The following is a 23,055-nucleotide window of genomic DNA, read 5'->3' as shown; positions in this document are numbered from 1 at the left end:
TCAGGCGACGCCGAGGTAGGCCTTGCGGATGGCGTCGGATTCGAGCAGGGCCCGCGCCTCGCCGGCCGCGACGATGCGGCCGCGCTCGAGCACGTAGCCGCGGTCGGCGCACTGCAGCGCCTTGCGCACGTTCTGCTCGACCATCAGCACGGTCACGCCCTGGGCCGCGATGCGGCGCACGATGGCCAGCAGCTCGTCGACCATGCGCGGCGCCAGGCCCAGCGAAGGCTCGTCGAGCATCAGCAGCCGCGGCCCGCTCATCATCGCGCGCGCCACCGCCACCATCTGCTGTTCGCCGCCGCTCATGGTGCCGGCGAGCTGCGCGGCGCGCTCCCTGAGCCGCGGGAAATCCTCGAAGGCGCGCGCCAGTCGCTCGCGCCGCTGGCTCGTCGGCGACAGCCAGGCGCCGAGCTCGAGGTTCTCGGTGACCGTCATGTGGGGAAAGAGCTGCCGTCCCTCGGCCACCAGCGCGATCCCCTGGCGCACGCAGGCCGTGGCCTCGGCCGGGGGCAGCGCGACGCCGTCGAGCACGGCCTCTCCGGCCCGCGGCAGCAGCCCGGCCAGGGCCTTCAGCAGGGTCGTCTTGCCGGCGCCGTTGGGACCCAGCACCACGGTGATGCCGGGCAGCACGTCGATGTCGAGTTCGCGCAGCACCTGGAAGCCGTGATAGCCGGCCGCGAGGCCACGCACCACGAGGCTGCTGGGGCTTGCGGCAGGGACGTCCGCGCTCACGAGGCAGCCTCCATCTCGTCGCCGAGGTAGGCCTCGACCACCTCGGGATTGCGCACCACCTCGGCCGGCGTGCCATCGGCGATCTTGCGGCCCTGGTGCAGCACGAGCACGCGCTCGACGTACTTCAGCAGGGTCGTCACCGCATGCTCGATCCAGACCACAGCCAGGCCATGGTCGTCGCGCAGGGCGCGGATGCGGCGTGCCATCGCATCGACCTCGGCCTCGGTCAGGCCGGCCGCGACCTCGTCGAGCAGCAGCACGCGCGGCCGCGTGCCGAGCGCCATGCCGATCTCGAGCAGGCGCTGCTGCGACGGCGTGACGTCGGCCGCCAGGCGCCCGGCCAGCGCCCCCAGGCCCAGCAGGTCGAGGATCTCGCGCTCCGTGCGCAGGCCCGCCACCGGCGCGCGGTGGCGGCCCGCGAACTGCATGCCGAAGCGCACGTTGTCGGTCAGCGTCATGTCGGCCATCACGCGCGGCGTCTGGAAGGTGCGCGCGATGCCGTGCGCCGCGTAGCGGTGCGGCCCGCGCCCCGTGAGATCGACGCCGCCCGCCACCAGCAACCGGCCCGAGGTCGGCGCCACCACGCCCGAGATCGCATTGAAGAAGGTGGTCTTGCCGGCGCCGTTGGGGCCGATGATGCCGACCAGTTCGCGCGCATGCAGCCGCGCGCTGACCGCATCGACGGCGGTCAGGCCACCGAAGCGAACCGTGAGTTCTCCGGCCTCGAGCAGCAGTTCACTCATGGCTGCGCTCCCGTGCCAGGGCGCGACGCTGCCAGAGCGAGGCAAGCCCGTTCGGCAGGTACATCACGCACAGGATCAGCAGCAGGCCCAGCACCATCATGTAGCCGTAGGGCAGCTGCAGCCGCAGGGTCTCGGCCAGCAGGCTGAAGACGACGGCCGCGAGCACCGGGCCGCCGATGCTCGCGGCGCCGCCGATCAGCGCGATCAGCACGGTCTGGAAGCCGATGAAGGGGCTGAACACCGCGGCCGGCTCGATGTAGGTCCAGCGCACCGCCATCGCGGCGCCGGCCGCGCCCGCGAACGCCGCGGTGAGCGCGAAGCCCGCGATCTTGACGCGCCGCGTGTCGACGCCCAGCGTCTGGGCGCGCTGCTCGTCGGCGCCGATGCCCGCGAGCGCGAGCCCGAAGCGGCTGCGCCGCACCAGCATCGCGGTGGCGATGGCGGCGCCCGCGATCGCGAGCATTGTGAGATAGACCGTCTCGTTTGAGGGCACCACCGCGAGCACCCGGCCCACCGTGCCCGAGACCTGCTTCTCGACGAAGGTCACCGCGTGGCGGATCAGCTCGGTCATGCCGAAGGTCAGCACCGCGAAGTAGGTGCCGCGCAGGTGCAGCACGGCCGCGCCCATCAGCACCGCCACTGAGCTCGCCACCGCGGCGCCGCAGAGGATGACCAGCGGCCAGGGCAGCACCTCGAGCAGCGTGGCGCTGGCATACGCACCGAGCCCGAAGAAGGCCGAGGTCGCGAGCGAGAGGTAGCGCGTGGCGCCGCAGAACAGCGACCAGCTGGTGGCCAGCGCGATGTACATGAGGCAGCTCAAAGCCACCGACACCATGAACTCGGACGCCAGCCACGGCAGGCCGGCGGCCAGCGCGAGCCCGGCGCCGAGCAGCAGCCAGGGTTTCGATGCGGAGGCAGCATTCATCGCGAGAACAATCCGTTGGGGCGCCAGATCAGCACGCCGATGAAGACCGCATAGGACAGCAGCATCTTGAGCGAGGGGCTCGTGAAGTGCATGCCGAGCGCCTCGACCACGCCGAGCAGCAGGCCGCCGACCAGGCTGCCCGCGATGCTGCCGAAGCCGCCCAGCGTGATCACGATCAGCGCGGTCACGGTGTAGGGCTCGCCCATCGACGGCGAGATCTCGTAGGTCATCGACAGCAGCGCACCGGCCACGCCCGACAGGCCCAGGCCGATGCCGAACATCAGCGGGTGCAGCCGCCGGGTGTTGATGCCCACCAGCTGTGCGCCCACCGGCGACTGCATCAGCGCCCGCACCGCCTTGCCCAGCAGCGTGAGCTTGAGCAGTGCGATCAGCGCCACGCTGAGCGCCAGCGCGACGCCGAACAGCACCAGCTTGTTGGCCGTGAATCGCATGTCCGCGAACTGCACCGGCTCTGCCAGGTAGTCGTAGCCGCGCAGGTCACCTCCCCAGATCAGCAGGGCCGCGTTCTGCACGAAGAACATGAGGCCGAAGGCCAGCATCAGGCTGCGCGCCTCGAACACCTCGACGTTCGGCGCCCGCGCCGCCACCTGGCGAAAGCACAGCCAGTGCACCGCCATGCCGATGGCCATGAGCAGCGCGAAGGCCACCGGCAGGAACAGCAGCGGCGAGATGCCCAGCGACGTGTGGGCCCACCAGGTGACGAAGGCGCCCAGCATCAGGAACTCGCCGTGCGAGATGTTCATGATGCGCATCAGGCCGTACTGCAGGTTCAGGCCGATCGCCACCAGCGCGTAGATGCCGCCGGTGATCAGGCCGCCGGCCAGCAGCTCGGCCCATCCGCTCAGCGACACGTCATTTCCACGCCGGCTTCGGCTTGAGCTGGGCGGTGGCGCGGTCCTTGGGCCAGACCACCTCGAACTCGCCGTTCTGCCATTGAGCGACCGTGCCCGGTATCGAGGCGTTCTCGCTGCCGTCGAAGCGGATCGGGCCCAGGATGGTCTTGAACTCGTTCTTCGCGATGTAGTCGCGCAGCTGCTTGCGGTCCAGCCCGGTCTTGGCGACCGCCTGCTGCAGGATCTCGAGCCCGGCCCATGCATGGCCGCTGGCCCAGCGGTCGGGTTCCTTGCTGAACTGCTTGCTGTGGGCCTCGAAGTAGGCGCGCGCCTCGGGGCTGGTGTTGGCGTTCCACGAGCCCATGCCGATGACGCCCTCGGCGTTGCCGGCCATCACGTTCTTGTAGAGCTGGAAGGCGGTGCCGACCGAGGCATAGAAATACTTCGGGTTGAAGCCGATCTCGCGCGCCTGCCGGCTCGCGAGGATGGTGTCCGGCGGATAGGTGATGCCGATGAAGGCGTCGGGGTTCAGGTCCTTCATGGTGCGCAGCACCGGCGCCAGGTCCTTCACGCCGAGCGGGTAGCTCTTGCGCTCCACCACCTGGATCGAGGTCTTCTTGAGCGCGTTGTTCAGCGCCGCGAAGTTCTCGAGGCCGAACAGGTCGTCCATGTAGACGATCGCGATGGTCTTCACGCCGTTGGCCACCATCATGTCTACCAGCGCGCCCATCATCTTGTCGGGCTGCTGCAGCAGCGAGAAGAAGTACGGCAGGTGCATGTCGATCAGCTTGCGCGAGAGCGCGGTCGGCGCCAGCAGCGGATAGCCGAAGCGATTGGCCAGCGGCGCCACCGCGAAGTTGGCGCCCGAGCCCCAGGGCGGCAGGATCAGGTCGACCTTGTCGCTGCCCATGAGCTTCTCGTAGGTGCGCACGCAGGTCTCGGTCTCGCTGCGGTCGTCGTAGCCGATCAGCTCGATCGGCCGCTTGGCGCCCTTGACCGACAGCCCTCCCGCGGCATTGACCTGGGCGGTCCACAGCAGGTAGTTGGGTTCCTGGCTGACCTGGGCGCCCGCGGCCCAGGGGCCGGTGCGCGCGATGGCATAGCCGATGCGCACGGGCGCGCCCTGTGCCCACAGGCGAGGCGCGACGGCCGCGGCCCCGAGCGCGGTGGCGGTTCCCTGGATCCAGCGGCGGCGATTGGCGAGGTTTGGCATGCGGGTCTCCTTCGCGGGCGTCGAGTTGCGTCCGGTGCCGCCATCGTAGGAACGCCGGTGCGCGCGCGCTTTGCCCGCTGCGCACAAAGCGCTAGTCGCAGCGTGCACACCGCTAGTGGTTAACCCGAAAGCTGCGGCCGGTGCGGGGGGCTGGAAAATAGGACCCGTTCCCGACCCAGGCCCCCATGACCGCCTCCCTGCTTCTGTCCACCGACCAAGTCCCGCCGCGCGAGCGCGCGCCGGTCTGGCGCGAGTGGGTGTGGCGCCACTTCGGCGGGCTCGATTCCGACCTCTACGGCGACAGCGAATTCGACGGCCACCTCGCGGCATCCCAGGCCGGCGACGTCATCCTCACGCGGCTCGAGGCCAATCGCCACCGCGTGCTGCGCACGCCGCAGATGGCGCGCAGCAGCGAGGCCGCCTATCTCAAGATCGTGGCGCCGTGGCAGGGCTCGGCCGAGGTCGCCCAGCGCGGCCGCGAGGCCGCCGTGCGCGCCGGCGGCTGGACGCTCTACGACACCACGGCCGACTACACCGTGGCCAACCCCGAGCGCAGCGATCACCTCATCGTGATGCTGCCCAAGCAGCAGCTCGCGACCTCCGGCCTGCCGCTCGAATCGCTGATGGCGCGCCGCGTGGGCGGCAGCAGCGGCATCTCGCGCGTGGCGCTCGAGACCATGCGCAACACCTATCTCGAACTGCCCCACATGAGCGAGGCGGCGGCGCGCGGCGCCGGCGAGCTGATCATCCAGCTGGTGCGGCTCTCGCTCATGGAGCTGGCCGGCCAGGAAACGCCGCGGACCCAGCGCGAGGCGCTCAAGGACCGCATCCGGCAGCACGTGGCCCGGCATCTTCGCGACCCCTCGCTGTCGATCGACGGCATCGCCCAGGCCATGCGGTGCAGCAAGCGCCACCTGCACAACGCCTTCGCGGGCGACGACGACACGCTGACCGGCTACATCCTGCAGCAGCGGCTGGCCTGCAGCATCCGCGAGCTGCTCGACCCCGCCAATGCGGCGCGGCCGGTGACCGACATCGCACTGGCCTCGGGCTTCAGCAATCTCTCGCACTTCAGCCGCGTGTTCCGCGAGCACACGGGCGGCAGCCCGAGCGAGTTCAGGCGCCAGGCAGCCGCACGCTGACCGCGAGCCCGGGCTCCGCATTTCGCACCGCGAGCGTGCCGCCGTGCGCCTCCGCCACCAGCCGGCAGAGGTACATGCCGAGCCCGACGCCGCCCGTGGCGCGCTGGCGTGCGCCGTCGGTCCGATAGAAGGGTTCGGTCAGGTGCTCGATCTGCGCGGCACCCACGCCGGGGCCGAAATCGCGCAGTTCCAGTTCGATGCCTGTGCCCTCCGCGGCGCGGCCCAGGCTCAGACGCGGCGGCTCGGCTGCTTCGCCGCCATGGCGCAGCGCGTTGTCCAGCAGGTTGCGCACCAGCAGGCGGATGCGCGAACGGTCGAGCGCGAGCGGCGGCAGTCCGTCTTCGAGTGCCAGCGTGATGCGGGCGCCTTCGGCGTGCTCGGCCGCCATCTCGCGCAGCAGCGCCGCGAGGTCGACCGGCTCGCGGTGCAGCGCCGCGTGCGGGCTCGCGAGCCGTTCGCTCTCGAGCAGGTCGCTGATCAGGTCGCGCATCTCGGCCAGGTCGCGCAGCAGCGCAGCGCGCTCGGGCGCACCCTCCTGGCCGACCGGCAGCAGCTCGGCATTGAGCCGGGCCCGCGTGAGCGGCGAGCGCAGCTCGTGGCTCAGCGCCAGCAGCAGCGCGCGCTTGGCGTCGAGCATGCCGTGGATGTCGTGCGCCATGGTGTTGATGCGCCCGGCGAGGTCGCCGAGCTCGTCGCGCCGGCGCAGCGGGATCGGGCTGTCGAAGCTGCCGCGGCCGAACCGCTCGGCGCCCGCCCGGATGTCGTCGAGCGGGCGCAGCAGGCGTCGCACGTAGGCATAGGCCAGCACAATCAGCGCCAGCAGCAGCGCCAGCGTGATCCAGCCGATGCCCCGGGGCTCGCGCTGCCACGCCAGAGTGCCGACGCCGAAGCTCACGCGGTGGCCGTCGGCCGTGCTGCGGCTGAACCAGTCGCTGTTGCGCGGGCCGAAGCCATGCCGGCCGCGCTCGGGATGCGAATCCCAGTTCACGGCCGGGCCTTCGATGCGGATCGAGATCGGCAGCCGGGCCACCAGCGCCTTGGCACGGCCGACATCGGGCGGCGTGCCGAGATCGGCCACGATGCGGTCCATGTAGTCGGCCACGAGCGGCCGTGCGGCATCGCGCCAGCCGGTGGAGAAGGCCCGCTGCATGCCGCCCAGGAAGACCGCGGTCATCGCCAGCGCCAGCACGACGAAGACCACGATCAGCCGCACCCGCAGCGAATGGCGCAGGCTGTGGCGCCAGCGGCCCGGGCGCCCGCGGCTCCCGCTCTTTGCGCCCCTCACGCGCTGCCGCTCCGGCCGACGGCCAGCGCGTAGCCGGCGTTGCGCAGCGTCTTGATGCAGTCGAGCGGCTCGAGCTTCCTGCGCAGCCGGCTGACGACGATGTCGACCGCGCGCGTGTTGAGCTCGGCCTCGTGCCCGCGCAGGTGATTCAGGATGTCGTCGCGGCTCCAGACGCGGCCGGGGTGCCCGGCCAGCAGCGCGAGCAGATCGAATTCGGTGCCCGTGAGCTCCACCGGCTCGCCATGGCGCAGCACCTCGCGCCTGTCGAGGTCGATCGACAGGCCCTCGAAGCGGTGCAGCGACGCCGCCGCGGGCGCCGGCACGGCGCGCTGGCGGCGCAGGATGGTCTGCACGCGCGCCACCAGCTCGCGCGGCTCGAAAGGCTTGGGCAGGTAGTCGTCGGCACCGAGCTCGAGGCCGACCACGCGGTCCATCACGTCGCCGCGGGCGGTCAGCATCACGATCGGGATGTCGCTCTCGCGCCGGATCTCGCGGCACAGCGCAAAACCATCCATCTCGGGCAGCATGACGTCGAGGATCGCGGCGTCATAGGCCTGGCTGCGCAGCATCGCGAGGCCGACGCTGGGTCGGCTCGCGCTGTCGAGCTGGAAGTCGAAGCGCGCGAAGTAGCTCGCGAGCGGCGCCCCCAGGTGCGCGTCGTCGTCGATCAGCAGGATGCGGGGCATCGCGCGATTGTGCCGGCTGGCGCAGGACGCGGCCGGGCGCTCACCACGGGTCGGCCCGGCCGATGCGGCCCAGGTGGGTGGTGCCGAAGCCGCTCGCGTAGTGCAAGCCGAAGCCCAGCAGGCGGTCGAAGCCGATGTGGGCGCACCAGATCAGCCCGGCCGCCAGCGCCACCGGCTGCTCGCCCAGGACGCCGAGCGCGATCGCCGCCAGCGGCCCGAGGTACGAATGGGCCGCGTTGTAGCTCGCCGCGCCCACCTTCGGCCCGGCCAGGTAGCCGAGCAGCGAGAAGTCGGGCACGAAGAACAGCATCGCGAAGGCCCCCCAGCCGGCGCCGAGCTGGCCGTAGGCCAGGGTCGCCGCCACGAGCACCGCGAGGCCCTCGAGCCGCAGCACCGTGCGCACGCCACCGGGCGGTGGTGCGATCACTGCAGCACCTGCGCGCGGCAACGCTTCGGCACCGCCTTCGCAGCGGCCGGGCGGCTCACCCGCGACCCCAGCGGCGGCCGCCGCGGTCCATGAAGTCCCGCACCTTCTGTTGCTGCGCCGGATTCAGGTGATCGAAGAAGTCGGCGGCGGCGGCAATGACCTCGGGGCTGCCGGCCTGCACCGCGGCGGTCTTCTCGTCGACCAGCTTGCGTGCGCGCTCCTGGTCGAGCTTGCCGGTCGCGAACAGCGAGCGGAACTCGGCCCGCGGATCGCCGCCGCCGCGCAGCGCCGCGCGCTGGGCCTGCAGCTTCTCGGTCAGCACCGCGAGCTTCTGCTTCTGGGCGGCGTCGAGCTCGAGCTTGCTGCTCACGCGCTCGACCATCCTGGCGCGAAACTCGGCGCGGTCCTGCTCGGAGCCGCTCCAGCCGTGGCGATGGCCCGAGCAGCCGACCAGGCTGCCGGCGACGATCGCCGCACCGGCAATGCCGAAGAGAGAACGTTGGAACCAGCGCTTCATGAGAGTCTTCCTTGAGAAGGATCGGGGTGATCCGGAGACTCGATGGTCCGACTTGGGCGCTGCCAAGTGCTTTCGGCGCGGTATCGGCGTGTTTCGTTTTATGTCGACGCAGCCTGGCGTCGAAGACGCGGAGGCTAGACCCGCACCAGCGCCGCGGCCGGGTTCTCCGACTCGAGCACCTCCTGTGCCCAGGCCTCGAGCTTGGTGGTGTCGGCCCGCAGCACCTCCTGCTTGACCGCGAGGATCTGCGACGGATGCATGGAGAAGCTGCGCAGCCCCAGGCCCAGCAGCAGCCGCGTGAAGGCAACGTCGCCCGCCATCTCTCCGCAGACGCTCACGCCCTTGCCCTGGCGCCGGCACTCGGCGATGGTGTCGGCCACCAGCCGCAGCACGGCTGGATGACAGGGGTCGTAGAGATGCGCTACCGACTCGTCGGCGCGGTCGATCGCGAGCGTGTACTGGATCAGGTCGTTGGTGCCGATCGACAGGAAGTCGAAGTGCTTCAGGAAGGTCTTGAGCGTCAGCGCCGCGGCGGGAATCTCGATCATCGCGCCGAGCTTCACGGGGCCGTGGACCGCGCCGCGGTTGTCGAGCTCGGCGCGCGCGAAATCGACCAGCGACAGCGTCTGGCGGATCTCGCTCACGTGCGCGAGCATCGGGATCAGCAGGTGGATCTCGCCATGCGCGGCTGCCCGCAGGATGGCGCGCAGCTGGGTCAGGAACATCGCGGGATCGGCCAGGCTCCAGCGGATCGCACGCAGGCCCAGCGCCGGGTTCAGGTGGTTGTCCTCGCGCTGCGACTTGCTGTCGAGGGGCTTGTCGGCGCCGACGTCGATGGTGCGGATCGTCACCGGCATGCCCTTCATGCCCTCGACCGCGCGCAAGTAGGCCTGGTACTGCTCTTCCTCGTCGGGCAGGCGAGAGAGGTTGTGCGATTCGCGCCCCATGAACAGGAACTCGCTGCGGAACAGCCCGACGCCGACCGCGCCCGCCTTGACTGCGCCCAGCGTGTCCTCGGGCATCTCGATGTTGGCGAGCAGGTCGACCCGCTGGCCGTCGAGCGTGACCGCCGGCTTGTGGCGCAGCCGGGAGAGCCGGCCGCGCTCGAGGTCGCCCTGGCGCTGCTTGAAGCCGTACTCGGCCAGGATGATCGGCGAGGGGTCGACGATCATCACGCCGGCATCGCCATCGATGATCACCCAGTCGTCCTGGCGCACCAGCTGGCTCGCGCTGCGGGCGCCGACCACGGCCGGGATGTCCATGCTGCGCGCGATGATCGCCGTATGCGAGGTGCGGCCGCCGACGTCGGTGACGAAGCCCGCGAACACGCTCTTCTTGAACTGCAGCATGTCGGCCGGCGACAGGTCGTGCGCGATCAGCACCAGCGGCGCATCGAAGGCGTCGTTCGCCGTGGGGTCGTGGTCGTCGTCCTCGGCGGTGCGCTTGCGCCGCGGCGGCGTGGGCGCCAGCACGGCGGCCGTGCCCTTCATGCGGTGCAGGAGACGCTCGACCACCTGCTCGAGGTCGGCCTTGCGCTCGCGCAGGTATTCGTCCTCCATCTCGTCGAACTGGCGCGCCACCACCTCGAGCTGCGTGGTCAGCGCCCATTCGGCGTTGTAGAGGCGCTCGACGATCCAGTGCTTGACGCCACCCGTGAGCACCTCGTCCTGCAGCAGCATCTGGTGAACGTCGAGCAGCGCCGACAGCTCGTGCGGCGCGTCGTTGGGGCCCATCAGCGCCACGCTGGCCTGCAGCTTGTGCAGTTCCTCGGCCACCGCGTTGCGCGCCATGCGCACGCGGTCGATCTCGGTCTCGACCTGCTCGGGCTTGATGAAGTAGTGGGCGACGTCGATGCGGCTAGAGACCACCAGCACGGCCCGCCCGATGGCGATGCCGCGGGCGACGGGGAGGCCGTGGACGACGAAGGTCACTCGCCCTCGCCGAACTTGTCGTTCATGAGCGCGACGATGGCGTTCAAGGCCTCCTCCTCGCGCTCGCCGATGGTCTCGATGTCGACCGTCACGCCCAGCCCTGCGGCCAGCATCATGACGCCCATGATGCTCTTGGCATTCACGCGGCGGTCGCCGCGCTGCAGCCAGACCTCGCACGGGAAGCTGCCGGCGAGCTTGGTGAGTTTGGCCGAGGCGCGTGCATGCAGGCCCAGCTTATTGCTGATGGTCACGGATGTCTTGGTCACTGTGCTTTCTTCTTGCCTGGTTCTGCGGCGCCGCGACAGCCACCTGCATGACACCGGCGGTGCCGCCGGTGACCGCGCGCTGCACCAGCGTGTCGAGCGGTTCGTTGCGATAGCTCACGGCGCGCAGCAGCATCGGCAGGTTGACGCCGGCCACCAGCCGGGAACGGGCGCCGTCGACCAGCTTCTGCGCCACGTTGCAGGGCGTGGCACCGAACACGTCGGCCAGCACCAGCACCTGGGAGCGCGGGGCGAGTTGCAACTGCGCCAGCATGATGCGGGCGGCGGCGAGGGTTTCGTCCGGCGACACGTTGGGCAGCACGTCGAGCGCGGCCACCGAGGCCTCGCTGTCTGGAAAGACATGCAGCGCGCACTGGCGCAGCGCTTGCGCGAGCGGCGAGTGGGCAATGATGAAGATGCTGTTCATGGGGTCGGGGACGGCCTGTCGATTATGCGGGGCCGCCGCCTGCTGCAGACGCAGCGCAGCCCGCAGGCACCCATATTGCACGCCGTGGCGCGAACCGTGTCACGGAATGTGCAGGCCTTCGAAGAAGATTTGCGGCGCATCGGCCGTCGCCGGCCGCCCGACCACCGTGGCCTGATAGAGCGAGACGCCGTCGGCACGCCGCTGCGCGAACCACAGCACCTGGAGCGCAGGCGCATCGGCGGCGGCCGCCGCAGCGTCGAGTCGCAGCGGTGCCGGCATGCCGGCCGCGCGCGGCACGGTGGCCGGCGCCTCGACCGCGGATGCGGCCGCATCCCCGAGCTGGCTGCGCGTGGCGCTGCGCCAGGCGCGCAGCCAGCCCTCGGCCTGGCTCTGGCTCGATGCCACTGCATGCGCCACCGCAAAGGTCGCGCCGCCGGCTTCGCAGCCCGCCATGTCGACCGTGACCGCCTCCACACCCAGCGGCATCGCGCGCGTGGCGCGGTCGGGCTTGCACGGAAGCAGTGCGACCAGGCCGGCGTCGCCGACCGGCACTTCGCGCCAGTTGAAGACGGGGTTGCACGCGGCCAGCGCGGCGACCAGCAGCCCCACGACGGCGGCGAAGACGGGAAGACGGTGCGGCAAGGTCATGGGGAGCGCGATTATCCGGCCGCACCGGCCCGGAACTAAAATCGGTCCTGCCCCTCCATCCTGCGCACCATGAAAAAGATCCTCACCGCCACTGCCGTCGTCATCGCACTGGCCGTGGGCGCAGGGGTCTACCTGGGCACGGGTGCCTCGGCCGCGCCGGCATCGACCTTCGTGCTGCTCGACGGCAGCAAGAAGAGCACCGAGGACATGAAGGGCAAGGTCACGCTGGTCAATTTCTGGGCCACGAGCTGCGTCACCTGCGTGGCCGAGATGCCCAAGGTCATCGCCACCTACGACAAGTACAAGGCGCGCGGCTACGACACCCTGGCCGTCGCCATGAGCTACGACCCGCCGAGCTACGTGGTCAACTTCGCCGAGACGCGCAAGCTGCCCTTCAAGGTCGCGATCGACAACACCGGCGCGGTTGCCAAGGCCTGGGGCGACGTGCAGCTCACGCCGACGACCTACGTGGTCAACAAGCGCGGAGAGATCGTCAAGCGCTACGTCGGCGAGCCCGACTTCGCAGAGCTGCACAAGCTGATCGAGAAGCTGCTCGCGGAGGCCTGAGCGGCGCCTGCTGCGCCTGAGCCTGATGCGCCCGATGCGGCTTCGCCGGCTTCAGCGGCTGCGAAAGCTGTCGTGGCAGGTCTTGCAGGTATCGGCGGTGGCGCTCACCGCCGCCTTCAGCGCATCGAGATTGCCCGCCTTGGCGGCTGCGACCAGCTTGTCCGAATCGCCGATCAGCCGATCGCCGAGCTCCTTGAACCTGGCCGACTCCTTCCAGATGTCGGGCCGGGCCTTGCCGCCTTCGGTGCCCGGGCCGAACCCGCTCCAGGGCAGCTTGGCAATCAGGGCGATCACCTCGGCATTGGCGACCGCTGCGGCAGCGTCGAAGGGCACACGGCCGTTGGCCATGGCGGCCAATCGGCCCAGATGCTGGCTCTGGATGAACATCGCGCTCTGCCGGTAGCGGACGGCGTCTTCGCTCTTGGCGAACTGCGCGGCCGCAGGGTGTGACAGCGCCGCGCAAGACAGCGCGAGCGCGAGAAGGGCGGAATTTCTCATGGGCTTGTCTCTTTCGTGGGGGGCGTCTGCGCGACCGGTCAGGCAGTGTGAGCGCCCCCCGCCCGCAAACGACTAGAGACAACCCGCAGGACGCCGGTGCCCGGAAGTTTGCTAACCTGCGCCTTCCGCCCATGCGCCAGTCGCCCCATGCCAGCCCCTTCCGAGCCCCCCACGCGCCGCTCGGCGCCGGAGAAGGCCGTTGCGCGGCGAACGCGGGTCTGGGATCTGCCGACGCGCATCTTCCACTGGACACTGGCGACAGCCGTCATCGCGCAGGTCGCCACCGGCCTGGCAGGCGTGATGGAGTGGCACTTCCGCATCGGCTACCTGCTGCTGGCGCTGCTGCTGTTTCGTCTGGTCTGGGGCTTCGTGGGCGGGCATTGGTCGCGCTTTCGCAGCTTCGCCTATGGGCCGGGTTCGCTGACCGGCTACCTCCGCGGACGCGCCCATCCGGACCATCTCGTGGGCCACACGCCGCTGGGCGCGCTCTCGGTTTTCGCCCTGCTGGGCCTGCTGGTGCTGCAGGTCGCGACCGGCCTCGTGGCGGACGACGAGATCTCGACCACCGGGCCGCTGTCGCGCTTCGTCTCCAGTGCGGTGTCCGGCGCCGCCACGCAGTGGCATGCGGTGCCGGGCAAGTGGCTGCTGATCGCGCTGATCGCCCTCCACGTGCTCGCGGTGCTGTTCCACGTGCTGGTGAAGCGGCATCGGCTGGTCCGGCCGATGCTCGACGGCGACAAGCTGCTGGAAGACCGCACCGACGCGGCGGCGAGTCGCGACGACGCGGCCTTGCGCCTGCTGGCCCTCGCGGTTTTCGCGGCCTGCGCGGCCTTCGCGACATGGATCGCGACACTGAGGTCATGACGATGCGCCGCCCGGAGCCCTCTCGATGAGCCCTTCGCTTTCACGCCCGCTGCCGCTCGCCGGCGCGCCCGACATCGTGCTGTTCACGCCCGACTCGGCGCTCGAGATCGAGGCCACGCGCGCGATCTTCCGCGACTACGCCGACTCGCTCGGCATCGACCTCGGCTTCCAGGACTTCGACCAGGAACTGGCGTCGCTGCCCGGCGACTATGCCGAACCGCGAGGCGCGCTGCTGCTGGCGCTGGTCGATGTCGCGGAGGTGGCGGTGCCGATGGCGGCCGAGCCGCTGCGGCGTGCCAATGGCGGCCTCGCGCATGTCGCAGCCTGCTGCGCGCTGCGGCCGCTGGATGCGGCCGACTACCCGAACGCGGCCGAGATGAAGCGGCTCTACGTGCGGCCCGCCTTCCGTGGCGTCGGGCTCGGTCGCCAGATGGCCGAAGCCATCCTCGACCTGGCGCGGGGCGCGGGATATGCGTGCGTGCTGCTCGACACGCTCGACGACATGGAGTCGGCGCGGGCCCTCTACGAGGACCTGGGCTTCATGGAGGTGCCGCCCTACTATCACAACCCCATTGCGGGGTCGCACTACCTGAAGGCAGATCTCTAGCCCGGCGCCGCGTCGGGCTCGCTCGGTGGAGTCCGACCACCTCCGGCCGGGGCAATTCCTGCGGTCCGGCGAAGCCGGTTCCTCTGGAATCGCGTCAATGCAGGGTCAGGCCTTGGCCTGGGCCAGCAAGGTGTCGGCGTCGCTGACCTCGAACTTGCCGGGTCCCTCGACGTTGAGGGTCGCCACCTTGCCGTCCTTCACCAGCATCGAATAGCGGTTGCTGCGCACGCCCATGCCGCGCGCGGTCAGGTCGAGCGTCAGCCCGGTGGCATTGGCGAAGGCACCGCTGCCGTCGGCCAGCATCCGCACCTTGGTGCCGGTGTTCTGGTCGCGCGCCCAGGCGCCCATCACGAAGGCGTCGTTCACGCTCACGCACCAGATCTCGTCGACGCCGGCGGCCTTGAAGTCGTCGTGATGCTGCACATAGCCCGGCACATGCTTGGCCGAGCAGGTGGGCGTGAAGGCGCCCGGCAATGCAAAGAGCGCAATGGTCTTGCCCGCCGCGGCCTTGGTGACGTCGACCGGGTTCGGGCCGATGCTGCAGCCCTCGCCCTCCACTTCGGAGTACTCCTGCAGGGTTGCCGAAGGAAGGGTGTCGCCGACTTTGATCATGTGTGGTGCTCCAGAAAAAGAAAAACGGCCCACATTGTGGGCCGTTTCGGCTTTGGCTGCGTCGGCGGGTCTGACACCGCCGCCAGTCGGGGCTCAGACCAGGGCGGCCTTCTGCACCAGACGGGTCACGACCCAGTTCTTCGACTTCGAGATCGGACGGCTCTCCGTGATCTCGATGGTGTCGCCGAGCTTGTACTCGCCATTTTCGTCATGGGCGTGGTACTTGCTGGTCTTGGCCACGATCTTGCCGTAGAGCTCGTGCTTCACACGACGCTCGACCAGCACGGTCACGGTCTTCTGGCGCTTGTCGCTGACCACCTTGCCGATCAAGGTGCGCTTGAGGGATTTTTTAGCTTCCGTCATGGTCACTCCTTACTTGGCGGCTTGGGCTTCTTGCTGCTTCTGCGCAAGAATGGTCTTTGCACGGGCGATGTCGCGGCGCGTCACGCGCAGCGTCGACGTGTTCGACAGTTGTTGGGTCGCCTTCTGCATGCGAAGACCGAAATGAGCCTTCTGCAGGTCCTTGATTTCGGTTTCCAGGCCTGCAACGTCCTTGTTGCGCAGTTCGGCGGCCTTCGAAGTCTTGGCGGGGGCCGCGACTTCCTTCTTTTTACGTGTTGCCATGGTGTTCTCCTCGATCAGGCGCCGAGCTGGCGAGCGACGAAGGTCGTGCGCAGCGGCAGCTTGGCAGCGGCCAGACGGAAGGCCTCGCGGGCCAGTTCTTCGGGCACGCCGACGATCTCGTAGATCACCTTGCCGGGCTGGATTTCGGCGACGTAGTACTCGGGGTTGCCCTTGCCGTTACCCATCCGCACTTCTGCGGGCTTGTGGGAGATCGGCTTGTCGGGGAACACACGAATCCAGATGCGGCCACCGCGCTTGACGTGACGCGAGATCGCGCGACGTGCGGCTTCGATCTGGCGGGCCGTCAGACGGCCGCGGTCGATCGACTTCAGGCCGAAGTCACCGAACGACACCGCGTTGCCGCGGGTCGCGATGCCGGTGTTGCGGCCCTTTTGTTCCTTGCGGAACTTTCTGCGTGCAGGTTGCAGCATTTTTGTTACTCCGTAGTTCTAAGACCGATCACTCGGTCTTGGCACCGTCAGCTGCTGCAGCTGGCGCGGCTTTGCGTACGCGCTTAACGGCGGGTTTCGAGTCTGCACCCGGTGCAGCCGGAGCTCCACCAGTGGCTTCTGCGGGCTTGTCGCTGCCATCGGCCGGCGCGGTGTTGCCACCGATCGGGCCACGGGCACCGGCGCGCGGGCCAGGACCGCGACGGTCCGAACCCGGACGGTCGCCACCCGGGCGGCCATCGCGACGCGGGCCGCGGGGGCGGCGCTCGTCGTCGGGACGCGGCGTTTCGACGGCCGGCAGGTCGTTGCGACCCAGCGTGTCGCCCTTGTAGACCCAGACCTTGACGCCGATGACGCCGTACGTGGTCTTGGCTTCCGAGGTGCCGTAGTCGATGTCGGCGCGCAGCGTGTGAAGCGGCACGCGACCTTCGCGGTACCACTCGCAACGAGCGATTTCGATGCCGTTCAGGCGGCCCGACGACATGATCTTGATGCCCTGGGCACCCAGACGCATGGCGTTCTGCATGGCACGCTTCATGGCGCGGCGGAACATGATCCGCTTCTCGAGCTGCTGCGTGATGCTGTCGGCGATCAGCTTGGCATCGATTTCGGGCTTGCGCACTTCTTCGATGTTGACCGCGACCGGCACGCCGAGCTGGCGACCGAGTTCACGCTTGAGGTTCTCGATGTCTTCGCCCTTCTTGCCGATCACGACGCCCGGACGTGCCGAGTAGATCGTGATGCGGGCATTCTTGGCCGGACGCTCGATCAGCACGCGCGAGACGGATGCGTTCTTGAGCTTCTTCTTCAGGTACTCGCGCACCTTGATGTCCTCCGCCAGCATGCCGGCGAAGTCCTTGTTGCTTGCGTACCAGCGGCTGGACCAGTTACGGCTGACCGCGAGGCGGAAGCCGGTTGGGTGGATTTTCTGTCCCATATTTCTTCCAGCCTTAATTGCCAACCGTCACGTACACATGGCACGTGGGCTTGCTGATGCGATTGCCGCGACCCTTGGCGCGCGCGGTGAAGCGCTTGAGCGTGGCGCCTTGCTCGACGTAGATGGTCTTGACCTTCAGTTCGTCGATGTCGGCCCCGTCGTTGTGCTCGGCGTTGGCGATGGCCGACTCGAGCACCTTCTTGATGATCACAGCGGCCTTCTTCTGCGTGAACTGCAGAACGTTGAGCGCTTGATCGACCTTCTTGCCGCGGATCAGGTCAGCGACCAGACGGCCCTTGTCGACCGAGAGGCGGACGCCGCGGAGGACTGCACGTGTTTCAGACATGGTCGTTCCTTACTTCTTCTGGACTTTCTTGTCCGCGGGGTGCCCCTTGAACGTGCGCGTGAGCGCAAATTCGCCGAGCTTGTGGCCGACCATCTGGTCGGTGATGTACACGGGCACGTGCTGCTTGCCGTTGTGCACGGCAATGGTCAGGCCGATGAACTCGGGCAGGACCATCGAGCGACGCGACCAGGTCTTGATCGGCTTCTTGTCCTTGGTCGTCACGGCCTTGTCGGCCTTGGCCACGAGGTGGTGGTCGACGAACGGACCCTTTTTGAGAGAGCGAGTCATGTGCTAACCCTTACTTCTTGCGACGCGACACGATGAAGACTTGCGTGCGCTTGTTGTTACGGGTGCGATAGCCCTTGGTCAGGTTGCCCCACGGGTCGACAGGATGACGGCCTTCGCCGGTCTTGCCTTCGCCGCCACCGTGCGGGTGGTCGACCGGGTTCATCACCACACCGCGAACGGTGGGACGAATACCCTTCCAGCGGGTCGCACCGGCCTTGCCGAGCTGGCGCAGGCTGTGTTCCTCGTTGGCGACTTCGCCGATGGTGGCGCGGCACTCGACGTGCACGCGGCGCACTTCACCCGAGCGCATGCGGACCTGGGCGTAGACGCCTTCGCGGGCCAGCAGCGTGGCGGACGTACCAGCCGAGCGAGCGATCTGCGCGCCCTTGCCGGGTTGCAGTTCGATGCAGTGGATGGTCGAGCCGACAGGGATGTTGCGGATCGGCAGCGTGTTGCCGGCGCGGATCGGCGCTTCGGCACCGCTCAGCAGCGTTGCGCCGGCTTCAAGACCGCGCGGAGCGATGATGTAGCGGCGTTCGCCGTCGGCGTAGCACACGAGCGCGATGTGGGCGGTGCGGTTCGGGTCGTACTCGATGCGTTCGACCTTGGCCGGGATGCCGTCCTTGTTGCGCACGAAGTCGACAACGCGGTAGTGGTGCTTGGAACCACCGCCACGGTGACGGATCGTGATGTGACCGTTGTTGTTGCGGCCGGCCTTCTGGAATTGCGGTTCCAGCAGGGGAGCGTGAGGAGCACCCTTGTACAGGTGGTCCCGCGAGATCTTCACCGCGCCGCGTTGGCCCGGCGAAGTGGGTTTCATCTTGATGACGGCCATGATTAAGCGCCTTCCCCGACGAGGTTGAGCTCTTGACCGGCCTTCAGCGTGACATAGGCCTTGCGAACGTTGTCGCGGCGACCGATGGACTTGCCGAAGCGCTTGGTCTTGCCCTTGGTGTTGAGCACCGACACACCCTTGACCTCGACCTTGAACATCAGTTCGACGGCGGCCTTGATCTCGGGCTTGGTGGCGTCCTGCAGCACCTTGAAGGTGACGGCATTGGACTTTTCGCCGACCATCGTGGCCTTCTCGGACACGATCGGTGCGACCAGCACGTTCATCAGACGACCTTCGTCGAACTGACGCTGCTTGGGAGTGGGGTTCATGCGGCTCATGCGAACATCTCCTTGAGCTTGTCGACCGCACCCTTGGTGACCAGCACCTTCTTGTAGTGAACCAGCGACACCGGATCGGCGTAGCGCGGCTCGACCACGAGCACGTTGACGAGGTTGCGCGAGGCCAGGTACAGGTTCTCGTCGACTTCCTCGGCGATCACCAGCACCGATTCAAGGTTCATCGCCTTGAACTTGGCAGCCAGCGGCTTGGTCTTGGGCGAGTCGACCTTGATCGAATCGACCACGGCCAGACGGCCTTCGCGAGCGAGCTGCGAGAAGATCGACGCCATGCCGGCGCGGTACATCTTCTTGTTGATCTTCTGCGAGAAGTTTTCGTCGGGCATGTTCGGGAAGATGCGGCCACCCCCGCGCCACAGCGGCGACGAGGTCATACCGGCACGGGCGCGGCCCGTTCCCTTTTGCTTGAAAGGCTTCTTGGTCGAGTGCTTGACCTGCTCGCGGTCCTTCTGGGCGCGCGTGCCTTGGCGGGCGTTGGCCTGGAATGCGACGACGATCTGGTGGACCAGGTCTTCGTTGTAGTCACGGCCGAACACGGTCTCGGGGGCGTCGTACTTCGACGCGGCCTGGCCTTGTTCGTTCAGGAGTTCGAGTTCCATTACTTGGCTCCTTCAGCGGCTTGCGGCTTGGCCTTGACGGCCGGACGCACGGTGACGAAGCCACCCTTCGAGCCGGGGATCGCGCCCTTGATCAGGAGCAATTGACGTGCTTCGTCGATGCGGATCACGTCGAGGTTCTGGGTCGTCACGGTGACGTCGCCGAGATGGCCCGTCATGCGCTTGCCAGGGAACACGCGGCCGGGATCCTGCGCCATGCCGATCGAGCCGGGCACGTTGTGCGAACGGCTGTTGCCGTGCGACGCGCGCTGCGACGACATGTTGTGGCGCTTGATCGTGCCGGCGAAGCCCTTGCCGATCGAGGTACCCTGGACGTCGACCTTCTGGCCGACCGCGAACACGCTGGCCGCGGCAATGACGCCACCTGCCTTGTGCTGACCGGCCGTATCGGCGGTCACGCGGAATTCCTGGATGATTTCGCCAGCTTCGACACCCGCCTTGGCGAGGTGACCGGCTGCCGGCTTGGTCACGCGCGATGCCTTGCGCGAACCGAACGTCACCTGCAGGGCGACGTAGCCATCGTTCTCTTGGGTTTTGACCTGGGTCACGCGGTTGTTGGACACATCCACCACCGTGACGGGAACTGCGTCCCCATCATCGGTGAAGAGACGCATCATCCCCACCTTGCGACCCAGCAACCCGAGGGAGTTGCTCAGACTCATTTGTTTTCTCCAAAAATGGAAGTCCTCTTGCACCGCTGCCACTTCAATTGGCGACAGCGTTTTGCCGCCTTGCCGGATTTCCGGCGCCGCGGACAGCACAAAAGGGTTGATAAAGCTCCACCGCCGCCTCTTCGAGAAACCCCTTGGGGTCAACCCTGAAGACGCAAGTTAGGCAGAGCCGAACATTATAGCCCGCAACCACGCGGGAACGCAAGCGGGCGCACCGGGCCGCCCAGGAGCGGCTACTTGACCTTCATCGGCAGGATCTTTTCGCCGTCGCGGCCCTGCTTGAGCGAGCCGCTGGCGGGCATCGCGGCCGGGGCTTTGCCGACCTGCACCGGGATCGAGGTGGCGCTGGTGGCCCCGAACTGGGTCGTGAAGACGTTCAGATAGCCCGTGCCTGCGGCAGGCGCCTTCAGTTCGACCGTCCAGCTGACGGCCTGGCCCGCCGGCAGCCGGCGCACGGTCTCGCCGCCGGGCGCCAGGGAAAGGCCGCCGTCGACCGACAGCCGCACGGTGGCGCCGTCCGGATCGGAAATGTTGCCGAATACCAGCACCACCGGCACCGTGGCGCCCCCGGCCGGCGCGTCGTCGAGCTGGTACTGCACGACCACGCCCGATCCGCCGGCCTTCATCGGGGCCGTGCGGATCACGGCGCCCGCCGGCCCGGCCTTGCCGGGCGCCGCCGTCGACTCCGTGCTCCGGGCCACCGGGGCCGCGCCCAGGAGCAGGAAGATCGCGAGCGCCGTTGCGGCCAGGGCCGCGGTCGCGTGCAAGCCGCCCGGCTGCGCGTGCTTCACTGGATGGTGACGTTGAAACATGTGGACGCCGAAGAAGAGTTGTAGTCGTTGATCACCAGAACGGCTTCGCCGCCCGGGAGGCTGACCGTCGCGGTCTCGCTGCTGCCGTATTTGATCGACTGGGCAACCTGGCCGCTGCTGGTGTAGATCGCGAAGTCCGGGTCGGCTGCGCCAGGCCCGGTGATCGTGAACGTGCGCGCCCCGGCCGGTGCCGTGAAGCGCAGATAGACGTAGTCGCCGAGCTTGTTGCCGGGGCCCGCCGTGTTGGTGACGCATGCGGTCGTGCTGCCGCCGACAGTCGCGGATCGGTAGAGCGGCAGCGCGCTCGGCACGCCGCCATCGTTGGACTCGGCCAGCCCGAAGGGATCGGCCGACGCGGCACTGATCGACTCGCCGGCCAGCAGGCCGTTCAGCACCGGGGCGTTCGCCGGGGCGGCGGCCTGGAAGGCTGCGGCAAAGGAATGAATGGAAGTCACCGCGACGCCGTTCCTGAACGCCGCGCCGGTCAGGGCATCGTGGATCGGCTTGAAGCCGACCTGCCCGGCGAGGCGCCAGATGACCGCGTGCACCGAGGCCTCGCGGTACCAGCCGGGCGTCGGTGCGCCACCGCTGCTCAGCGCGATGTTGGTACCGGAAGCCTGCCCCAGGTAGGTCGAGTCCGTGTAGTTGCTGCGCCCCAGCGCGATGCCCGACCAGGCGTTGCCCCAGCCCTCCGAGAAGGCCACGCGGCGATCGAGCAGGTCGTTGCCGTCATGTCGGCCCCCCGGCGAATCGTCGCGGCTGAAGACCGACTGGTAGTAGTGACCCCATTCGTGGGCGATCACCGACTCGTCGTATTCGTCGGTGTCGACGTCGGCCTTGCCGAGCACATAGATGGCGCGCCCATTGGCGTCGGAGGCGAACGAGGTGGTGCCGATCTGGCCCAGCGCCGCGTCGCCGACGGACCCGACGTTGTTCACGCTCCAATACAGGCGCAGCGGCGGGAAGACGGCGCCCGGCGCCACCGAGAGCACCTTGGCCTGCGCGACGTAGACCGTGTCGAGGATCGCGAACGGACCGGCGACGCGGGTGTCGGCATAGCGGCTGCCGTCCCAGCCCGAAGGCGCCTCCACGTTGCGTCGGAGCGTTGCCGCCGTGCCGCTGGAGAAGGCCGGCGTCTCCAGCGCGTAGATCGCGCCCGACTGGGTGTTGTCGCGCACCGTGACGTCCCAGCTCGGGCCGCTTCCGCCCTGCGTCATCTGCGCCTTGATCCGCAGCAGCACCGATGTCGAGCCCGGCACGGACGCGGAATAGACACCGCTGGCATCGGTGGTCGTGGCGGCGATGACACCGCCCGTACCGTCGACCACCTCCACGCTGGCCCCGCGAATGGGTTTCGGGGCAGCGGCCGCATAGTTGAGGCCACCGTTGACATTCGGGATCGAGACGTAGGTGGCCGTGCCGCTCAGCGTCACGGTGGACACGCCGCCGCCCACAGGCAGGAAGGCGCCGCCACCCCCGCCGCCACCGCCCCCGCAGGCGACCAGCAGGCCCAGCAACCCCAGCGCGATTCCGCCTCGCCAACCTTGCACAGCCAACATGTCCGAGCTCCCCGAGAAGTACCTCGCCACTTTCTGGGCGATTTCAGCGAACCAGCCTGCCGCCTCAGATTTCGAGGATGCCACAGCCGATGCACCGATGCAGAAAAAAGAAGGCCCGCCGGCATTTCTGCCGGCGGGCCCGGACGGGAAGACCTTTGGGGCCCGCGCCGTTTATTGCAGCTTGATTTCGACGTCCACGCCAGCCGGCAGGTCGAGCTTCATCAGCGCGTCCACGGTCTTGTCGGTCGGATCGACGATGTCCATCAGGCGCTGGTGCGTGCGGATCTCGAGCTGGTCGCGCGACGTCTTGTTGACGTGCGGCGAACGCAGGATGTCGAAACGCTTCATGCGGGTCGGCAGGGGCACGGGGCCCTTGACGATCGCGCCGGTGCGCTTGGCGGTGTCGACGATCTCGGCAGCCGACTGGTCGATCAGCTTGTAGTCGAATGCCTTCAGGCGGATACGGATCTTTTGCTTGGTAGCCATGATGATTCCTTTGCGTCCGGCTTAGATGTCGAGGATCTTGGCCACGACGCCCGAACCCACGGTACGGCCGCCTTCACGGATGGCGAAGCGCAGGCCTTCTTCCATCGCGATCGGGTTGATCAGCTTCACGGTGA

Annotated in this window: 33 protein-coding genes; 4 read left to right on the top strand and 29 right to left on the bottom strand. The window is 68.4% G+C overall.

Features of this window, described 5'->3' with window-relative positions; all coding sequences use genetic code 11:
• The 5 genes from QTH87_RS00165 to QTH87_RS00145 are packed head-to-tail and all read right to left on the bottom strand — an operon-like array spanning position 1 to position 4,467.
• The gene (locus QTH87_RS00165) at positions 1-732 is read right to left on the bottom strand and encodes an ABC transporter ATP-binding protein (protein WP_286606015.1); all 732 of its coding nucleotides are present in this window, start codon (positions 730-732) and stop codon (positions 1-3) included.
• Positions 729-1,475, bottom strand: a complete 747-nt coding sequence (locus QTH87_RS00160) for an ABC transporter ATP-binding protein (RefSeq protein WP_286606014.1) — start codon at positions 1,473-1,475, stop codon at positions 729-731. The genes QTH87_RS00165 and QTH87_RS00160 overlap by 4 nt, the downstream gene beginning before the upstream one ends.
• Positions 1,468-2,400: a branched-chain amino acid ABC transporter permease gene (locus tag QTH87_RS00155; RefSeq protein ID WP_286606013.1), complete on the bottom strand. Its 933-nt coding sequence runs from the start codon at positions 2,398-2,400 to the stop codon at positions 1,468-1,470. The genes QTH87_RS00160 and QTH87_RS00155 overlap by 8 nt, the downstream gene beginning before the upstream one ends.
• Positions 2,397-3,272, bottom strand: coding sequence for a branched-chain amino acid ABC transporter permease (locus QTH87_RS00150; protein WP_286606012.1), 876 nt, complete (start codon positions 3,270-3,272; stop codon positions 2,397-2,399). The genes QTH87_RS00155 and QTH87_RS00150 overlap by 4 nt, the downstream gene beginning before the upstream one ends.
• A 1-nt stretch (position 3,273) precedes the next feature.
• A complete protein-coding gene (locus tag QTH87_RS00145; RefSeq protein WP_286606011.1) occupies positions 3,274-4,467 on the bottom strand; it encodes an amino acid ABC transporter substrate-binding protein in 1,194 nt (397 codons plus the stop codon).
• Positions 4,468-4,652: 185 nt separating this feature from the next.
• On the opposite strand from QTH87_RS00145, the gene QTH87_RS00140 reads away from it, so the two are divergent.
• Positions 4,653-5,609, top strand: coding sequence for an AraC-like ligand-binding domain-containing protein (locus tag QTH87_RS00140; RefSeq protein WP_286606010.1), 957 nt, complete (start codon positions 4,653-4,655; stop codon positions 5,607-5,609).
• On the opposite strand, the gene QTH87_RS00135 is transcribed toward QTH87_RS00140, so the two are convergent.
• The 8 genes from QTH87_RS00135 to QTH87_RS00100 form a co-directional block, all read right to left on the bottom strand.
• Positions 5,584-6,894: a sensor histidine kinase gene (locus QTH87_RS00135; protein ID WP_286606009.1), complete on the bottom strand. Its 1,311-nt coding sequence runs from the start codon at positions 6,892-6,894 to the stop codon at positions 5,584-5,586. The two genes, QTH87_RS00140 and QTH87_RS00135, sit on opposite strands and share 26 nt — an antisense overlap.
• Entirely contained in the window at positions 6,891-7,580 is a 690-nt protein-coding gene (locus QTH87_RS00130) for a response regulator transcription factor (protein ID WP_286606008.1), read from the bottom strand. Before QTH87_RS00130 ends, QTH87_RS00135 begins: the two co-directional genes overlap by 4 nt.
• Positions 7,581-7,620: 40 nt before the next feature.
• Positions 7,621-8,007 (bottom strand): DUF4260 domain-containing protein, encoded by a 387-nt coding sequence (locus QTH87_RS00125; RefSeq protein ID WP_286606007.1) that lies wholly within the window; start codon positions 8,005-8,007, stop codon positions 7,621-7,623.
• A 55-nt stretch (positions 8,008-8,062) separates the two neighbouring features.
• On the bottom strand, positions 8,063-8,524 hold the full coding sequence (locus QTH87_RS00120; protein WP_286606006.1) for a Spy/CpxP family protein refolding chaperone: 462 nt from the start codon (positions 8,522-8,524) through the stop codon (positions 8,063-8,065).
• 134 nt (positions 8,525-8,658) lie between these two features.
• Positions 8,659-10,455: a phosphoenolpyruvate--protein phosphotransferase gene (gene ptsP / locus QTH87_RS00115; RefSeq protein WP_286606005.1), complete on the bottom strand. Its 1,797-nt coding sequence runs from the start codon at positions 10,453-10,455 to the stop codon at positions 8,659-8,661.
• Positions 10,452-10,721: an HPr family phosphocarrier protein gene (locus QTH87_RS00110; RefSeq protein WP_286606004.1), complete on the bottom strand. Its 270-nt coding sequence runs from the start codon at positions 10,719-10,721 to the stop codon at positions 10,452-10,454. The genes ptsP and QTH87_RS00110 overlap by 4 nt, the downstream gene beginning before the upstream one ends.
• Positions 10,690-11,145 carry a PTS sugar transporter subunit IIA gene (locus tag QTH87_RS00105; protein ID WP_286606003.1) on the bottom strand — a complete coding sequence of 152 codons (456 nt, stop codon included), beginning with the start codon at positions 11,143-11,145 and terminating at the stop codon, positions 10,690-10,692. The genes QTH87_RS00110 and QTH87_RS00105 overlap by 32 nt, the downstream gene beginning before the upstream one ends.
• Positions 11,146-11,244: 99 nt before the next feature.
• Positions 11,245-11,793 (bottom strand): hypothetical protein, encoded by a 549-nt coding sequence (locus tag QTH87_RS00100; protein WP_286606002.1) that lies wholly within the window; start codon positions 11,791-11,793, stop codon positions 11,245-11,247.
• A gap of 69 nt (positions 11,794-11,862) precedes the next feature.
• Between QTH87_RS00100 and QTH87_RS00095 the strand changes: the two genes are divergently transcribed.
• Positions 11,863-12,360: a TlpA disulfide reductase family protein gene (locus QTH87_RS00095; RefSeq protein ID WP_286606001.1), complete on the top strand. Its 498-nt coding sequence runs from the start codon at positions 11,863-11,865 to the stop codon at positions 12,358-12,360.
• Positions 12,361-12,411: 51 nt separating this feature from the next.
• Here the strand turns inward: QTH87_RS00095 and QTH87_RS00090 are convergent, their stop codons facing one another.
• The gene (locus tag QTH87_RS00090) at positions 12,412-12,858 is read right to left on the bottom strand and encodes a c-type cytochrome (protein WP_286606000.1); all 447 of its coding nucleotides are present in this window, start codon (positions 12,856-12,858) and stop codon (positions 12,412-12,414) included.
• 147 nt (positions 12,859-13,005) lie between these two features.
• On the opposite strand from QTH87_RS00090, the gene QTH87_RS00085 reads away from it, so the two are divergent.
• Positions 13,006-13,722: a cytochrome b/b6 domain-containing protein gene (locus tag QTH87_RS00085; RefSeq protein WP_286605999.1), complete on the top strand. Its 717-nt coding sequence runs from the start codon at positions 13,006-13,008 to the stop codon at positions 13,720-13,722.
• Between the two features lie 25 nt (positions 13,723-13,747).
• On the top strand, positions 13,748-14,329 hold the full coding sequence (locus QTH87_RS00080) for a GNAT family N-acetyltransferase (RefSeq protein ID WP_286605998.1): 582 nt from the start codon (positions 13,748-13,750) through the stop codon (positions 14,327-14,329).
• A gap of 105 nt (positions 14,330-14,434) precedes the next feature.
• Here the strand turns inward: QTH87_RS00080 and QTH87_RS00075 are convergent, their stop codons facing one another.
• From QTH87_RS00075 to QTH87_RS00005, 15 genes are all read right to left on the bottom strand, one after another.
• A complete protein-coding gene (locus QTH87_RS00075) occupies positions 14,435-14,941 on the bottom strand; it encodes a peroxiredoxin (protein ID WP_286605997.1) in 507 nt (168 codons plus the stop codon).
• 93 nt (positions 14,942-15,034) lie between these two features.
• Entirely contained in the window at positions 15,035-15,304 is a 270-nt protein-coding gene (gene rpsQ / locus QTH87_RS00070) for a 30S ribosomal protein S17 (protein ID WP_286605996.1), read from the bottom strand.
• A 9-nt stretch (positions 15,305-15,313) separates the two neighbouring features.
• A complete protein-coding gene (gene rpmC, locus QTH87_RS00065; RefSeq protein ID WP_286605995.1) occupies positions 15,314-15,565 on the bottom strand; it encodes a 50S ribosomal protein L29 in 252 nt (83 codons plus the stop codon).
• A 14-nt stretch (positions 15,566-15,579) separates the two neighbouring features.
• A complete protein-coding gene (gene rplP / locus QTH87_RS00060; protein ID WP_028250943.1) occupies positions 15,580-15,996 on the bottom strand; it encodes a 50S ribosomal protein L16 in 417 nt (138 codons plus the stop codon).
• Between the two features lie 28 nt (positions 15,997-16,024).
• Positions 16,025-16,951: a 30S ribosomal protein S3 gene (gene rpsC, locus QTH87_RS00055; RefSeq protein ID WP_286605994.1), complete on the bottom strand. Its 927-nt coding sequence runs from the start codon at positions 16,949-16,951 to the stop codon at positions 16,025-16,027.
• Positions 16,952-16,964: 13 nt separating this feature from the next.
• A complete protein-coding gene (rplV, locus tag QTH87_RS00050; protein WP_007838134.1) occupies positions 16,965-17,297 on the bottom strand; it encodes a 50S ribosomal protein L22 in 333 nt (110 codons plus the stop codon).
• Positions 17,298-17,306: 9 nt separating this feature from the next.
• A complete protein-coding gene (gene rpsS / locus QTH87_RS00045; protein ID WP_007838132.1) occupies positions 17,307-17,585 on the bottom strand; it encodes a 30S ribosomal protein S19 in 279 nt (92 codons plus the stop codon).
• A 10-nt stretch (positions 17,586-17,595) separates the two neighbouring features.
• Positions 17,596-18,420 (bottom strand): 50S ribosomal protein L2, encoded by an 825-nt coding sequence (gene rplB, locus QTH87_RS00040; RefSeq protein WP_286605993.1) that lies wholly within the window; start codon positions 18,418-18,420, stop codon positions 17,596-17,598.
• Positions 18,421-18,422: 2 nt separating this feature from the next.
• On the bottom strand, positions 18,423-18,749 hold the full coding sequence (gene rplW / locus QTH87_RS00035) for a 50S ribosomal protein L23 (RefSeq protein ID WP_286607978.1): 327 nt from the start codon (positions 18,747-18,749) through the stop codon (positions 18,423-18,425).
• A 5-nt stretch (positions 18,750-18,754) separates the two neighbouring features.
• Positions 18,755-19,375, bottom strand: a complete 621-nt coding sequence (gene rplD, locus QTH87_RS00030) for a 50S ribosomal protein L4 (protein ID WP_286605992.1) — start codon at positions 19,373-19,375, stop codon at positions 18,755-18,757.
• The gene (rplC, locus tag QTH87_RS00025; RefSeq protein WP_286605991.1) at positions 19,375-20,055 is read right to left on the bottom strand and encodes a 50S ribosomal protein L3; all 681 of its coding nucleotides are present in this window, start codon (positions 20,053-20,055) and stop codon (positions 19,375-19,377) included. The genes rplD and rplC overlap by 1 nt, the downstream gene beginning before the upstream one ends.
• A gap of 242 nt (positions 20,056-20,297) precedes the next feature.
• The gene (locus QTH87_RS00020) at positions 20,298-20,855 is read right to left on the bottom strand and encodes a hypothetical protein (protein ID WP_286605990.1); all 558 of its coding nucleotides are present in this window, start codon (positions 20,853-20,855) and stop codon (positions 20,298-20,300) included.
• Positions 20,852-22,435 (bottom strand): hypothetical protein, encoded by a 1,584-nt coding sequence (locus QTH87_RS00015; protein ID WP_286605989.1) that lies wholly within the window; start codon positions 22,433-22,435, stop codon positions 20,852-20,854. Before QTH87_RS00015 ends, QTH87_RS00020 begins: the two co-directional genes overlap by 4 nt.
• 171 nt (positions 22,436-22,606) lie before the next feature.
• Positions 22,607-22,921: a 30S ribosomal protein S10 gene (gene rpsJ / locus QTH87_RS00010; RefSeq protein ID WP_007838118.1), complete on the bottom strand. Its 315-nt coding sequence runs from the start codon at positions 22,919-22,921 to the stop codon at positions 22,607-22,609.
• Between the two features lie 21 nt (positions 22,922-22,942).
• Positions 22,943-23,055 (bottom strand): EF-Tu C-terminal domain-related protein (locus QTH87_RS00005; RefSeq protein WP_475539803.1); only part of this gene is annotated, 113 nt, incomplete at its 5' end.

It is taken from the genome of Variovorax jilinensis (assembly GCF_030316885.1).
Taxonomy (GTDB): domain Bacteria; phylum Pseudomonadota; class Gammaproteobacteria; order Burkholderiales; family Burkholderiaceae_C; genus Variovorax; species Variovorax jilinensis.
The sequence above is the reverse complement of the archived record's forward strand: the minus strand, read 5'-3'. Positions and strand labels throughout refer to the sequence as shown.

Coding starts and splice junctions, on each gene's coding strand:
- rplV (WP_007838134.1), bottom strand. CDS start 17,297: ATGTCTGAAACACGTGCAGTCCTCCGCGGCGTCCGCCTCTCGGTCGAC.
- rpsC (WP_286605994.1), bottom strand. CDS start 16,951: ATGGGACAGAAAATCCACCCAACCGGCTTCCGCCTCGCGGTCAGCCGT.
- QTH87_RS00145 (WP_286606011.1), bottom strand. CDS start 4,467: ATGCCAAACCTCGCCAATCGCCGCCGCTGGATCCAGGGAACCGCCACC.
- QTH87_RS00160 (WP_286606014.1), bottom strand. CDS start 1,475: ATGAGTGAACTGCTGCTCGAGGCCGGAGAACTCACGGTTCGCTTCGGT.
- rplB (WP_286605993.1), bottom strand. CDS start 18,420: ATGGCCGTCATCAAGATGAAACCCACTTCGCCGGGCCAACGCGGCGCG.
- QTH87_RS00130 (WP_286606008.1), bottom strand. CDS start 7,580: ATGCCCCGCATCCTGCTGATCGACGACGACGCGCACCTGGGGGCGCCG.
- QTH87_RS00085 (WP_286605999.1), top strand. CDS start 13,006: ATGCCAGCCCCTTCCGAGCCCCCCACGCGCCGCTCGGCGCCGGAGAAG.
- rpmC (WP_286605995.1), bottom strand. CDS start 15,565: ATGGCAACACGTAAAAAGAAGGAAGTCGCGGCCCCCGCCAAGACTTCG.
- rpsQ (WP_286605996.1), bottom strand. CDS start 15,304: ATGACGGAAGCTAAAAAATCCCTCAAGCGCACCTTGATCGGCAAGGTG.
- QTH87_RS00075 (WP_286605997.1), bottom strand. CDS start 14,941: ATGATCAAAGTCGGCGACACCCTTCCTTCGGCAACCCTGCAGGAGTAC.
- rplP (WP_028250943.1), bottom strand. CDS start 15,996: ATGCTGCAACCTGCACGCAGAAAGTTCCGCAAGGAACAAAAGGGCCGC.
- QTH87_RS00155 (WP_286606013.1), bottom strand. CDS start 2,400: ATGAATGCTGCCTCCGCATCGAAACCCTGGCTGCTGCTCGGCGCCGGG.
- QTH87_RS00120 (WP_286606006.1), bottom strand. CDS start 8,524: ATGAAGCGCTGGTTCCAACGTTCTCTCTTCGGCATTGCCGGTGCGGCG.
- QTH87_RS00015 (WP_286605989.1), bottom strand. CDS start 22,435: ATGTTGGCTGTGCAAGGTTGGCGAGGCGGAATCGCGCTGGGGTTGCTG.
- QTH87_RS00080 (WP_286605998.1), top strand. CDS start 13,748: ATGAGCCCTTCGCTTTCACGCCCGCTGCCGCTCGCCGGCGCGCCCGAC.
- QTH87_RS00105 (WP_286606003.1), bottom strand. CDS start 11,145: ATGAACAGCATCTTCATCATTGCCCACTCGCCGCTCGCGCAAGCGCTG.
- QTH87_RS00090 (WP_286606000.1), bottom strand. CDS start 12,858: ATGAGAAATTCCGCCCTTCTCGCGCTCGCGCTGTCTTGCGCGGCGCTG.
- rplD (WP_286605992.1), bottom strand. CDS start 19,375: ATGGAACTCGAACTCCTGAACGAACAAGGCCAGGCCGCGTCGAAGTAC.
- QTH87_RS00140 (WP_286606010.1), top strand. CDS start 4,653: ATGACCGCCTCCCTGCTTCTGTCCACCGACCAAGTCCCGCCGCGCGAG.
- QTH87_RS00095 (WP_286606001.1), top strand. CDS start 11,863: ATGAAAAAGATCCTCACCGCCACTGCCGTCGTCATCGCACTGGCCGTG.
- rplW (WP_286607978.1), bottom strand. CDS start 18,749: ATGAACCCCACTCCCAAGCAGCGTCAGTTCGACGAAGGTCGTCTGATG.
- QTH87_RS00100 (WP_286606002.1), bottom strand. CDS start 11,793: ATGACCTTGCCGCACCGTCTTCCCGTCTTCGCCGCCGTCGTGGGGCTG.
- rplC (WP_286605991.1), bottom strand. CDS start 20,055: ATGAGTCTGAGCAACTCCCTCGGGTTGCTGGGTCGCAAGGTGGGGATG.
- rpsS (WP_007838132.1), bottom strand. CDS start 17,585: ATGACTCGCTCTCTCAAAAAGGGTCCGTTCGTCGACCACCACCTCGTG.
- rpsJ (WP_007838118.1), bottom strand. CDS start 22,921: ATGGCTACCAAGCAAAAGATCCGTATCCGCCTGAAGGCATTCGACTAC.